This window comes from Methylopila henanensis (assembly GCF_042681025.1).
Lineage (GTDB): Bacteria > Pseudomonadota > Alphaproteobacteria > Rhizobiales > Methylopilaceae > Methylopila > Methylopila henanensis.
Genome location: NZ_JBHUER010000008.1, coordinates 326595 through 337970, shown reverse-complemented (window position 1 = coordinate 337970; position 11376 = coordinate 326595). Strand labels below are relative to the sequence as shown.

15 protein-coding genes are annotated in these 11376 nt (G+C 72.0%); 8 read left to right on the top strand and 7 right to left on the bottom strand.

Translation table 11 applies throughout. The features are described 5' to 3' along the window. The first annotated feature begins 84 nt into the window (after window positions 1-84). Window positions 85-228: a hypothetical protein gene (locus ACFSCV_RS12165; protein ID WP_378799846.1), complete on the top strand. Its 144-nt coding sequence runs from the start codon at window positions 85-87 to the stop codon at window positions 226-228. Between the two features lie 140 nt (window positions 229-368). Here the strand turns inward: ACFSCV_RS12165 and ACFSCV_RS12160 are convergent, their stop codons facing one another. Both ACFSCV_RS12160 and ACFSCV_RS12155 read right to left on the bottom strand, forming a co-directional pair. Next, the gene (locus ACFSCV_RS12160; RefSeq protein ID WP_378799845.1) at window positions 369-1268 is read right to left on the bottom strand and encodes an ROK family protein; all 900 of its coding nucleotides are present in this window, start codon (window positions 1266-1268) and stop codon (window positions 369-371) included. 6 nt (window positions 1269-1274) lie between these two features. After that, window positions 1275-2141, bottom strand: a complete 867-nt coding sequence (locus tag ACFSCV_RS12155) for a LysR substrate-binding domain-containing protein (protein ID WP_271199848.1) — start codon at window positions 2139-2141, stop codon at window positions 1275-1277. Window positions 2142-2322: 181 nt separating this feature from the next. Here ACFSCV_RS12155 and eda point away from each other — a divergent pair, with 181 nt between their 5' ends. The 3 genes from eda (at window position 2323) to ACFSCV_RS12140 (ending at window position 4590) form a co-directional block, all read left to right on the top strand. Next, window positions 2323-2973 carry a bifunctional 4-hydroxy-2-oxoglutarate aldolase/2-dehydro-3-deoxy-phosphogluconate aldolase gene (eda, locus tag ACFSCV_RS12150; protein ID WP_378799844.1) on the top strand — a complete coding sequence of 217 codons (651 nt, stop codon included), beginning with the start codon at window positions 2323-2325 and terminating at the stop codon, window positions 2971-2973. Between the two features lie 73 nt (window positions 2974-3046). Next, window positions 3047-3931 (top strand): DUF533 domain-containing protein, encoded by an 885-nt coding sequence (locus ACFSCV_RS12145; RefSeq protein WP_378799843.1) that lies wholly within the window; start codon window positions 3047-3049, stop codon window positions 3929-3931. Between the two features lie 365 nt (window positions 3932-4296). Further along, entirely contained in the window at window positions 4297-4590 is a 294-nt protein-coding gene (locus ACFSCV_RS12140) for a hypothetical protein (protein ID WP_378799842.1), read from the top strand. 12 nt (window positions 4591-4602) lie between these two features. Here the strand turns inward: ACFSCV_RS12140 and ACFSCV_RS12135 are convergent, their stop codons facing one another. The 3 genes from ACFSCV_RS12135 to ACFSCV_RS12125 all read right to left on the bottom strand — a co-directional run bounded on the left by ACFSCV_RS12135 (window position 4603) and on the right by ACFSCV_RS12125 (window position 7063). Beyond that, window positions 4603-5520: a dihydrodipicolinate synthase family protein gene (locus tag ACFSCV_RS12135; protein WP_378799841.1), complete on the bottom strand. Its 918-nt coding sequence runs from the start codon at window positions 5518-5520 to the stop codon at window positions 4603-4605. A 4-nt stretch (window positions 5521-5524) separates the two neighbouring features. After that, window positions 5525-5755, bottom strand: a complete 231-nt coding sequence (locus ACFSCV_RS12130) for an RAG2 PHD domain containing protein (protein ID WP_378799840.1) — start codon at window positions 5753-5755, stop codon at window positions 5525-5527. A gap of 120 nt (window positions 5756-5875) precedes the next feature. Continuing rightward, window positions 5876-7063, bottom strand: a complete 1188-nt coding sequence (locus ACFSCV_RS12125; protein ID WP_378799839.1) for a pyridoxal phosphate-dependent aminotransferase — start codon at window positions 7061-7063, stop codon at window positions 5876-5878. A gap of 141 nt (window positions 7064-7204) precedes the next feature. On the opposite strand from ACFSCV_RS12125, the gene ACFSCV_RS12120 reads away from it, so the two are divergent. Next, entirely contained in the window at window positions 7205-7777 is a 573-nt protein-coding gene (locus tag ACFSCV_RS12120) for a type 1 glutamine amidotransferase domain-containing protein (RefSeq protein ID WP_378799838.1), read from the top strand. A 6-nt stretch (window positions 7778-7783) separates the two neighbouring features. On the opposite strand, the gene ACFSCV_RS12115 is transcribed toward ACFSCV_RS12120, so the two are convergent. Then, window positions 7784-8017 (bottom strand): hypothetical protein, encoded by a 234-nt coding sequence (locus ACFSCV_RS12115; RefSeq protein WP_378799837.1) that lies wholly within the window; start codon window positions 8015-8017, stop codon window positions 7784-7786. Between the two features lie 69 nt (window positions 8018-8086). On the opposite strand from ACFSCV_RS12115, the gene ACFSCV_RS12110 reads away from it, so the two are divergent. From ACFSCV_RS12110 to denD, 3 genes are all read left to right on the top strand, one after another. Beyond that, on the top strand, window positions 8087-8437 hold the full coding sequence (locus tag ACFSCV_RS12110) for a hypothetical protein (RefSeq protein WP_378799836.1): 351 nt from the start codon (window positions 8087-8089) through the stop codon (window positions 8435-8437). 223 nt (window positions 8438-8660) lie between these two features. Continuing rightward, window positions 8661-9362, top strand: coding sequence for a GNAT family N-acetyltransferase (locus tag ACFSCV_RS12105; RefSeq protein ID WP_378799835.1), 702 nt, complete (start codon window positions 8661-8663; stop codon window positions 9360-9362). A 41-nt stretch (window positions 9363-9403) separates the two neighbouring features. Beyond that, entirely contained in the window at window positions 9404-10384 is a 981-nt protein-coding gene (gene denD / locus ACFSCV_RS12100; RefSeq protein WP_378799834.1) for a D-erythronate dehydrogenase, read from the top strand. 9 nt (window positions 10385-10393) lie between these two features. Here the strand turns inward: denD and ACFSCV_RS12095 are convergent, their stop codons facing one another. After that, window positions 10394-11287: a LysR substrate-binding domain-containing protein gene (locus tag ACFSCV_RS12095; RefSeq protein WP_378799833.1), complete on the bottom strand. Its 894-nt coding sequence runs from the start codon at window positions 11285-11287 to the stop codon at window positions 10394-10396. Between the last annotated feature and the right edge of the window lie 89 nt (window positions 11288-11376).

The following is an 11376-nucleotide window of genomic DNA, read 5'->3' as shown; positions in this document are numbered from 1 at the left end:
TCGTGTGGAACCGCCGCGGCGTCGCCACGTTTGGACGACGAGGGCGCTGAAGGCGCCGGCGCGGGCCGGCGGGGGGACCTGATCATGATCGACCGCACACTCATCCGATTCGAACGCCGCCGCAGAGCCGCAGACTACAGCGCCTCGGCGGCTCTCGTCGCCTCCTGGGGCGTCGGTCTGTGGCTCGTGGTCAATCTGGTCGACGTCGCGCGCCTGCTGACCCACTGAGCGCCGGTTTCAGCCGACCAGCTTCAGGATCTGCCGCAGGGCCCCGGCGCCCACTGCGAGCATAATGACGATATAGCCGGCTATCCATAGCCTGCGTTCCAGCGCGCTTTCGCGCCCGGGCGTCTCGGGCGGCTCCCGCGTCACGACGCCCACAGCCAGGCCGCGCCGCGCACGCCCGACGAATCGCCGTGGACCGCCTGTCGGACCGGCGTGACGCAGACGTCGGAGAACACGTAAGGACGCATCAGAGCGGGCAGGGCCTCGTAGAGCTCCGCCACGTTCGACATGCCGCCGCCGAGCACGATCACGTCCGGGTCGAGGGTGTTGACGACGACGGCGAGGACGCGCGCGAGACGGCCGGCGTAGGCCTCCAGCGAGGCGCCGGCTTCTGCGTCGCCGGCGCGGGCGGCCTCGACGATCGCCTCGGCCTGCATCACGGCCCCGGTCGCGAGCGCGTGGGCCCGCGCGAAGCCGGGCCCGGACACGAAGCTCTCGACGCAGCCGCGCTTGCCGCACCAGCAGGCCGGGCCGGGCTGCTCCGAAACGCCCTGCGCCCAGGGCAGCGGGTTGTGGCCTATCTCGCCGGCGACCCCGTTGCGGCCGCGCCAGGGCCGGCCGCCGATGGCGATCCCCGAGCCGCAGCCGGTGCCGATGATGACGGCGCAGACCACCGCGGCGCCGGCGCCCGCGCCATCGGTCGCCTCGGAGACGGCGAAGCAGTTGGCGTCGTTCTCGATCCGCACCGGGCGGCCGAGCGCGAGCTCCAGATCGTCGCGCAGGGGCCGGCCGTTCAGCCAGGTGGAGTTGGCGTTGCGGACGAGCGCCGTCGCCGGCGACAGCGAGCCGGGGATGCCGACGCCGACCGTCGCCTTCCGTCCGGTGACGCTCTCGATGCCCTGGACGAGCGCCGCGGCGGCCCGGACGCCGCCGTCGTAATCGTCGCGTGGGGTCGCGATCCGCCGTCGCAGCAGCGTCTGGCCGGAATCGTCGAGCGCGATCGCCTCGATCTTCGTGCCGCCCCAGTCGAGTCCGATGAGCATGCCGGTTCAGGCGGCCTGATCGAGGCGCGACAGCGCGGAGCGGATGGCGGAGGCGAGCGTGCGCGAGGCGACGCCGGCGTCCGGCCGCACCAGCAGGCCGATCTCGGCGGGAGGCAGCGACGGCAGCCCCTCGGCCGCGCCGAGCCGGCGCCAGCCGGCGGGCATCGAGCTTTCCGCGACGCAGGTGACGGCGAAACCGGCGTTCACCGCCGACAGCAGCCCGTGCAGGCTCGACGAGGCGTAGGCGATCCGCCAGGGCCGCTCCACGCTTTCGAGCGCGCTCAGAATGACGTTGCGGAAGCGGCAGCCCTCCGAGAACAGGGCGAGCGGCAGCGGATCGCTGAGCTCCGGCCGATGGTCTGGCGGCGCGCACCACACCAGCGGCTCGTAGCGCAGCAGCTCGCCGGTCGGCCGCGCCGGATCGCGCGTGATGACTGCGACGTCGATGGCCGCCTGCGCGAGCTCCCGCTCCAGCCGCTGGCTGATGTCGCAGCGCACCTCGAGCTGGACGCGGGGATGGGCCGCGACGAAGCGGTTGAGCAGCAGGGCGCCGAACGGCTCCACATAGTCGTCCGGCATGCCGAGCCGCACGCGCCCCTGCAGGCTCTCGCCGCCGAGCGCGAGCCGCGCCTCGTCCTCGACCTGAAGCAGCCGGCGGGCGTAGCCGAGCAGCACGGAGCCCATTTCGGTCGGGGCCGCGCCGCCGCGGCCGCGGTCGAGCAGACGGTGGCCGAGCTCGGCCTCCAGCGTCGCGATCTTGGCGCTGACGGCGGACTGCGTGCGGCCGAGCCGGTTGGCCGCGGCCGTGAAGCCGCCGGTGTCCACGACGGCGATGAGCGTCGCGAGCGCGTCGAGATCGAGATGTCGTGTCATCGCCGGCCTCCGGGCGGTCCGCGCGGGACCGTACCGTTCACCATAGCGCGGCGGCGTACGGCCCGCGAGCGGCCCCGTTCCGGCGGCCGCGCACGGCCCCGTTGCGCGCCGCGCGCTTGACGTCGCGGCTTCGGGGCGCGATGGAGCGTCCGGCGACCGCCACAATCTGCGAGGAGAAGCCATGTCGTTCACGCTCGCAAAGACCGAACGTCTCGCCGCGATCCTGTCGCAGAGTCCGGTGATCCCGGTTCTCACCTTCGAGGACGCCGCGAGCGGCGTCGAGACCGCCAAGGCGCTCCGCGACGGCGGCCTCAAGGTGCTCGAGGTCACGCTGCGCACGCCCGCCTCCATGGAGGCGCTCAAGGCGATCATCGACGAGGTCGAGGGCGTGACCGTCGGCGCCGGCACGGTGCTGGAGCCCGAGCATGTGCAGGACGCGGTCCGCGTCGGCGCGGCCTTCCTGATCAGCCCCGGCGTCAGCTCGCGGCTGCTCGCCGCCGGCTCCGAGGCGCCGGTGCCGTTCATGCCGGGCGTCGCGACCGCCTCAGAGGCGATGCAGCTCGCCGAACGCGGAGCGACCTTCGCGAAGTTCTTCCCCGCCGGTCCCGCCGGCGGCCCCGACTACCTCAAGGCGCTCGTCGCGCCGCTGCCGGACCTGCATTTCGTGCCGACCGGCGGCATCACGCTCAAGAACGCGCAGGACTATCTCGCCGTCCGCAACGTCGCGGCGGTGGGCGGCTCCTGGGTCGCGCCGACGGACGCGATCCGCAACGGCGACTGGGCCGCGATCCGGGCGCTCGCCAAGGAGGCGTCCGCGCTGAAGGCGCGGTAGTCCGCTCGCCTTGCGGCGGGGGCGCCGCAACCCTACGTCCGACATCCAAGAACGATGATCGGAGGCAGCCCCCGTGCTCGACGCCAAGAAGATTCTCGACCAGTTCCTCGGCGCCGGGAGCGGCTCCGGGCCGTCCCGCGGCGGCGGGCTCGGCGGAGCCGTGGGCGACGCGCTGGCGAAGATCGGCGGACCGCAGACGCCGGCGCGCCCCGGCCAGCCGTCGCAGCCGTCCGCGGGCGGGGGCGGCGTTGGCGACATCCTCGGCGGCCTGACCAAGGGCGGTCTCGGCGGCGTCGCCGGCGGCGCGCTCGCGGGAACGCTCGCCTCCGTGCTTCTCGGCGGCAAGGGCGGCAAAACCGTCAAGAAGCTCGGCGGCTCGGCCGTCCAGCTCGGCGGCCTCGCGATTCTGGGCGGGCTCGCCTACAAGGCGTGGCAGAACTACCAGCAGAAGCAGGCGCCGCAGCCGGGCGCTCCCTACCCCTATCCGCAGGTCGAGCATCACGCGCCTCAGGCGCAGAACGCGCCTGTCGAGGTGACGCCGCCGCCGTCCTCCACCCCGTTCACCCCGTCGAGCCAGGCCGAGGAGCAGCAGCTCGGGCTGCTGCTGATCCGCGCGATGATCGCCGCCGCCCGCGCGGACGGAAAGATCGACCGCGAGGAGATCGCCAAGATCCGCGAGGCGCTGAAGGCGGCCGGCTCGGAGGACGACGAGGAGAACTTCCTGCTGGAGCATCTCGGCCAGCCGGACGATCTCGACGCCATCGCCGCCGAGGCGCAGGGGCCCGAGCTCGCCTCCGAGGTCTGGCTCGCCGCCCGCCTCACGATCGAGCCCGACACGTCCGGCGAGCGCTACTTCCTGGAAACGCTCGCGTCGAAGCTCAAGCTCGACCGGGAGCTCGTGGCCCATCTCGAAGCGACCGCCGCGCAGGCCAAGCAGGGCGGCGTCACGACGGGTTGAGGCGTCGTTTCCGGCTGATAACGACATGTTGAACGCAAGTCGGTCGTCGTCGAGCCGCTAGAGGAACCGAAGCGCCGTGTCGTCAGTTGTCCTGCCGAGAGACATGAAGGAGGCAGGAATGCTGAAGAACATTCTGAAGGTTCTGTTCATGGGCTGGATCACGAAGAAGTTCGCGCAGCGCAGCGCGCGCCGCCGGCCCCGTTACAATCACTGATCAGCGTCGTTTCGTGCGACATCGGAAGGCCCGGGGCGACGCCCCGGGCCTTCGCTGTTTTTCCCGGCCGCGGCGCGTCGCGCAGGAACCATGAGCCCAGCCGCGGAGTTGCCCTCGGCGCTCCGGTCAAGCCGCATGCGAGGAGATCATCATGTCCGAAACGCCCGTCACCCCGAAGCTGCGCGAGCGCGCCAGGAAGCTCTGGATCGACGCCGGTTCCCCGGAAGGCCGCGAGGCCGACTATCTGGAGCGCGCGAAGGAACTGGCGGGGCTCGAATCGAACCCTGAGGCCGGGCTCGAGCCGAACCCGCTGGCCGACGGCGTGGTGACGCCGGCCGAGCGCGGCCAGCCGGTCGAGGAGGCCAAGCTGCAGGAGAACCTGGGCGAGTTCCCGGGGCTGCAGACCGACCGCGGAGACCGCGAACAGACGCCCGACCGCGAGTGAGGACCGACCTCCTCAGGCCGCCGCCCGCGTCCGGGGAACATCGGCGGTAGCCATCGCCGCGATCAGCCGCGCCACGGCCGCCAGCGGCGGCGGCACAAGCGGCAGGCGCACGGCTGGCGACAGGCGCGGGTCGGCGGTCGCCAGCGCGGCTTTGACGAGCGAGGCGCAGGGCTTGCGTCCGAGAAGGCCGACCAGCGCGGCCAGCCCGCGGTGAAGATCGACGGCGCGCTTGAAGTCGCCGTCGCGACACGCCGCGGCAAACGCAGCGCAGGCCGCAGGCGCGAGGTTCGCCGCGGCGGACACGACGCCGTCTCCGCCCGCGAGGTGGAAGGACAGGGCTGAGGCGTCATCCCCCGTCAACCAGACGAAAGCGCCGCCGGATCGGCGCTTCCGCTCGGCGAGCCGTTCCGCACAGCCCGCCATGTCGGCGAAGCCGATCACGCCGGGAAGCTCCTGAAGCCGCCATGCGCTCGCAGGCTCCACGTCGATCGCCGCGCGGCGCGGGTCCGCGGCGGCGATGACCGGAAGCACGGCGGCCTGCGCGATATCCTCGAAGTGCCTGATCACGCCGCGCTGGGTCGGACGGCTGTACCAGGGCGTCACCACCATCGCCGCGTCGGCTCCCGCCTCCTTGGCGGCGCGCGCCAGTTCGACCGCTGCCCGCGTTCCGCAGGCGCTGACGTCGGCGATCACCGGCGTGCGTCCCGCCGAGGCCTCGACCGCGACCGCGACGACGCGCGACCGCTCGGCGAACGTCAGGGTCGCGCCCTCGCCGACCGCCCCGCAGCACACCAGCCCGCCGACGCCCTGCGCCAGCAGCCTGCGGGCGTGAAGGTCGACCGCGGCCTCGTCGAGATGGCGGCCGTCGGAGGTGAAAAAGCTCGGCAAGGCCGCGATGCAGCCGCCGATCCCGGAACGAACGCCGCGCATGGCGTCACATCTTTAGCGCGACAGGGGCCGTCGCGATCGCGACGGAGCCGGGCATCGACCCGGTTTCTTCCGCCACATAGGCGATCGCGGAATCGCGGTCGCGGAAGATGCCGCCGCCGCGGCCATGGGTCTCGACGGCGAGCCACCAGCCTTCCGGGCTCTGCCCGACGATGAATTCGGGACGGCTGGCCGCGTCGACGCGGATCAGTTGCGGAGGTTCGGTAACGTAGGGCATCGAAGCCTTCGGGTGACGCGATCCGTCTGGGGACCGCGCCACGAAGGTCGTCGCCCGCCCGTAAGGAATCGAGGGTGCCGTATGGCCCGCCGCGTTGGGATCGCGTTGGGCCCGCTCCGATCAGCCCGGCCGGCGGCTGCTCAGGAAGTCGCCCATCCGCGCCAGCGCGCGGGCGATGTTCTCGGCCGAATTGGCGTAGGACAGGCGGATGTAGCCTTCGCCGTGCACGCCGAAATCGGGCCCGCCGATGGTGGCGACGCCGGTCTCCTCCAGCAGGGCGGACGCGAGCGGCTTCGCCTTCCATCCGGTTTCGCCGACATTGGGGAAGGCGTAGAACGCGCCCTTCGGGGAGACCGAACTCACGCCCGGCAGCTTGTTCAGCCCCTCGGTCACCAGCTTCCGGCGGCGGTCGAACTCCTCGCGCATATGCGCGACCGCGTCCTGCGGCCCGTCGAGCGCCGCTATGCCGGCGAACTGCGTCGGGGCGTTGACGCAGGACCATGCGTTCACCGCGAGCTTGCGCACGTTCTCGTACAGCGTCTTCGGCCAGACCGACCAGCCCAGCCGCCAGCCGGTCATGGCGTAGGTCTTGGACCAGCCGTTCAGCACGATCAGCCGGTCGCGGATCTCGGGATAGGCCAGCAGCGTGCGGTGCTCGAGCCCGTCGAAGACGAGCTGGTCGTAGATCTCGTCCGACATCAGCGCCACGTTCGGATGCGCCGCGAGCCCTTTCACGAGCTTGTCGATCTCGGCGGCGGGAGTGACGCCGCCGGTCGGGTTGCCGGGCGAGTTGATGATGATCAGCCGCGTCTTCGGCGTGATCAGCGCCAGCAGCTCCTCCGCCGAGAAGGCGAAGCCGTTCTCCTCGCGCGCGGGGACCGGGATCGGAGTCGCGCCGGTGTGCTCGATCATGGAGCGGTAGATCGGGAAGCCGGGGTCCGGATAGAGAATCTCCGCGCCCGGCTCGCCGAACAGCCGGATGGCGGCGTACATCGTCACCTTGCCGCCGGGCACGATCATCACGAGGTCCGGATCGACCTCGACGCCGAACCGGCGGTGGAGATCGCGGGCGACCGCCTCGCGCAGCGGAAGGATGCCGACGGACGGCGTGTAGCCGTGCTGGCCGTCGCGGAGCGCCTTGACCGCCGCCTCGACCACATGCGGCGGCGTTGGGAAGTCCGGCTGGCCGATGCCGAGATTGACGATGTCGCGGCCCTGCGCGGCGAGGGCCGTCGCGCGGGCGAGCACGGCGAAGGCGTTCTCCTCGCCGATGCGGTCGAACGCCGCGACGGTCGTGAGCGAGGTCATAGGCTGCTCCGGATGCACGGTTGTGTGAGGCGCAGGGAACGGAAGCGCCCTTGGCGAGTTGTTCGGATGAAGACGGTCGACAACTCGACCGCGCGGCGCATCTCAGCCGCTCAACCGCACATCAAGTCAAGGAGGTCAGCAATGGCCAACCGTCTCGACGGACGGAAAGTCGCGATTCTCGCGACCAACGGATTCGAGGAGATCGAACTCTCCGCCCCGGCGAAGGCGCTCCGGGACGCGGGCGCCGAGGTGAAGGTCGTCAGTCCCGAAGCCGGCTCCATTCAGGGATTCCAGCACGATCGGCCGGGGGCCACCGTCCCCGTCGATGTGACCCTCGACGCCGCGGATCCCGCGGCGTTCGACGCCCTGCTCATTCCAGGCGGGCTGTTCAACCCCGACGCCCTGCGGCAGGACGAAGCCGCACTGCGCTTCGCCTCCGCCTTCTTCGACGGCGGCAAACCCGTCGCCGCGATCTGTCACGGACCCCAGGTGCTGATCTCGGCGGGGCTGGTGAAGGGCCGCCGGATGACCGGCTACGCCGCCATCCAGGTCGACCTGAAGAACGCCGGCGCGGACGTCAGCGACGAGCCCGTGGTCGTCGACCAGGGGCTAGTGACGAGCCGCAACCCGGACGACATCCCGGCCTTCAACGCCAAGGTCATCGAGGAATTCGCGGAAGGCCGCCATTCCGGCCAGTCGCGGTCCGCCGCCTGATCGACGTCAACCGACCTTGAGCACTTCGCCGGGCGCGACCCCGTAGCGGTCCAGTTCGGCCTGCGAGACCGGCTGCAGCCGCGCGCTGGGCACCGCCCTGCCGAACGGTATCGCCCGCCGGGCGGACAGCTCGTCCGCGATCGCTGCGACCCACGAGCCGCCGGTGCGCTGCGGGCCCGGCAGATTCACCACCGGAACGGTCAGCTTCCAGCCGGCCGGTCCACCTTCAAGAGCAGTCATTCCGCCTCCCTTGGCGCGTCGTTTTCTCCCGACGCCCACGGTATGGCCCAGAGACGAAAGAGAAAAGCCATGAAGACCTTCGTTCGCGCCGCCACCTGCGCCCTGTTCGCCGCCAGCGTCGTCGCCGCGCCCGCCGCGATGGCGCAGACCTCGCCGTCCGCGACCTCGACCGGCGGCGCCACCTTCGAGAAGGACCGCGCCGAATCCGACGCCGCCCGCGAGGGCCAGACCACCGCTCCGATGGGCAAGTCTTCGGTCCGCGGGCCGGGCGACAACGCCAAGGCGACCGGCGGCGAGCGCGCGCTCAAGGATCGCGCCGAGTCCGACGCCACGCGCAAGCACGAGACCGCCACGCCGCATGGTGCCGGCTCCGCTCCGAAGGACGGCAAGCCGCTGGGTCCGACCAACAACCGCAGCTGACGCGCCCCACGCGCGGCAGAAGGCGCCCGTCCCGCAGCCGCGGGGCGGGCGCTTTCACGTTCAAACGATCGTCCGCCGCCTGCACTTGAGTTCCGGCGGCTTGATACGGCGCGACCGTCCGGGCATTGTCCCGCTCCCGCCGCGCCGCTCCGGCGCCAGTCGTTCCGCCTTCGCCGGGGTCGCGATCGATGCTTTTCCTTGCGTCACGTTTCGTCAGGCGGCCATGACGCGCGCCGACGATCCGCCGCTCGGCCCCGTGGTCGACGCCGCGCCCGCCCGCCGGCCTGAGCCGGTCACGCTCGCGGGGCGGCATGTGGTGGTGGCGCCGGTCGAGCCTGCGAAGGACGCGGCCGAGCTGTTCGCGGCCACCTCGGGGCCCGAGCACGCCCGGCTGTTCGCCTATCTCTTCACCGGCCCGTTCGCGGACGAGGCCGCCTTCCGCGCCGACATCGACGCTTCCGTGGCGTCGCCCGACGTCGTTCCGCTCGCGATCCGCGACGCGCGCTCCGGGCGGACCGTCGGGCGCGCGAGCTACATGCGGATCGAGCCGCGGCACCGGGTCGTCGAGGTCGGCTCGATCCTGTTCACGCCCGCGCTCCAGCGCACCCCGGCTGCGACCGAGGCGATGTACCTGATGGCGCGCCACGCCTTCGAGGATCTCGGCTACCGGCGCTACGAGTGGAAGTGCGACGCGCTCAACGCGCCGTCGCGCGCCGCCGCCGCGCGCTTCGGCTTCCGGTTCGAGGGCGTGTTCGCCAAGCACATGATCGTTCGGGGCCGCAGCCGCGACACGGCGTGGTTCGCGATCACCGACGACGACTGGCCGCGCGTGATGGCGGCTTTCGAGCGGTGGCTCGACCCCGCGAACTTCGGTCCGGACGGCGCCCAGAAGCGCCGGCTGGACGACATCAGGGCGGCGCTCTGAGCCTCATCGGCCCGCCGCCCTCTCACTCCCGGGACCTGCGCATGCACATTCTCATCATCGGCGCCGCCGGCATGATCGGCCGCAAGCTCACCGAACGTCTGGCGCGCGACGGCGCGCTCAACGGGCGGCCGATCGAACGGCTCGACCTCGTCGACGTGGCGGCGCCGAAGGCCCCCTCGGGCGTGGCGTTCGAGGTCGACGTCGCCGCCGCCGACCTGTCCGAGCCCGCTGTCGCCGCGCGGCTCGTCGCCGACAAGCCCGACGTGATCTTCCATCTCGCGGCCATCGTCTCGGGCGAGGCCGAGGCCGACTTCGACAAGGGCTACCGGATCAACCTCGACGGCACGCGCTTCCTGCTGGAGGCGATCCGGCAGGCGTCCTACGTCCCACGGCTGGTGTTCACGTCGTCGATCGCGGTGTTCGGCGCGCCGTTCCCGGCCTCGCGCGTGCCCGACGACTTCAACCTGACGCCGCTCACCTCCTACGGAACCCAGAAGGCGATCTGCGAGCTGCTGCTCGCCGACTACACCCGCAAGGGCTTCGTGGACGGCGTCGGCCTGCGCTTTCCGACCATCGTCGTGCGGCCCGGCGCGCCGAACAAGGCGGCCTCGGGCTTCTTCTCCGGCATCATCCGCGAGCCGCTGTCGGGCATCGAGGCGGTGCTGCCGGTCGGCGACGACGTCCGGCACTGGCTGGCGAGCCCGCGCGCGGCGGTGGGCTTCCTCGTCCACGCGGCCGGCCTCGACGGCGCCGCGATCGGCCCGCGCCGCAACATCACGCTGCCGGGCGTGGAGGTGACGGTGGGCGAGATGATCGAGGGGCTGAAGAAAGTCGCGGGCGAGACGGTCGCGAGCCGCATCCGCCGCGAGCCGGACCCGGCCGTGTCGAAGATCATCTCCGGCTGGCCCGAGGCGTTCGAGGCCAAGCGCTCGCTGGAGCTCGGCTTCACGGCCGACGCCGACTTCGAGGCGATCGTGCGCGCCCATATCGAGGACGAACTCGAAGGCTCGTTCGTGGAGTGAGACGACGGCTCAGGCGGCGTCCGCCGCCCGAGCCGTCGCGTCCGCGATCGTCTCGCGCAGGATCTCGGCGAGCCGCGCGACCGCCGGCGCCGGATGCGCCTCCGCCCGGTGCAGCGCGAGCCGCACATCGGCCAGCGGCGGCAGGCCGGCGCGGGCGGGATCGAGCGGCGCGAGCCCGCGCGGCAGGCCGAGCGGCGTGCGCAGCGTGACGCCGAGGCGGGCTTCCGCCGCGGCCCACAGGCCCGCGAGGCTCGGGCTGGTGAAGGCCACGCGCCAAGCGATCCCTGCGCGATCGAGCGCCGCGACGCCGGCGCTGCGGAAGATGCAGGGCAGGTCGAAGGCGACCAGCGGCAGAGGCTCGCCGTCCCACAGGCGCCGGGACGCGCCGGGCGCGCCGATCCAGACCAGCGGCAGCGCGCCGACCGTTTCGGCCCGGCCGTCGGGCTCGCCGCTCTCCCAGGCGAGCGCGAGGTCGAGGTCGCCGGCGCCGACGCGCGCGATCAGCTCGGCGTTGCGCTCCGCCCGCACCTCGATGCGCACCTTCGGATGGGCGCGGGCGAAACGCGCGAGCACGGCGGGCAGCCACGCCTCCGCGAAATCCTGCGACAGGCCGAGCCGCACCCAGCCCTCCAGGTCCGGGCGGCCGACCCGGTCCACGGCTTCGTCGTTCAGTTCGAGGATGCGGCGGGCGTAGCCGAGCAGCACTTCGCCGGCGTCGGTCAGAGCGAGGCCGCGGCCGGATTTGCGGGTCAGCGGAGTCCCGACGCGCTCCTCCAGCTTCTTGAGCTGGGCGCTGACGGCCGACTGCGACCGCCCGAGCCGGTCCGCCGCCCTGGCGAAGCTGCCGAGCGCGAAGCCCTCCGCGAAGATCCGGAGGCTGTCGATGTCGAGGTTGGGCCGCATTACCTTTGATCTCAAAAATCCGAATGATGAGTCAAAAACAATCTGATTATCGGGTCAATTCATCGGCGCTAACGTCGTCTTCGTCAAGC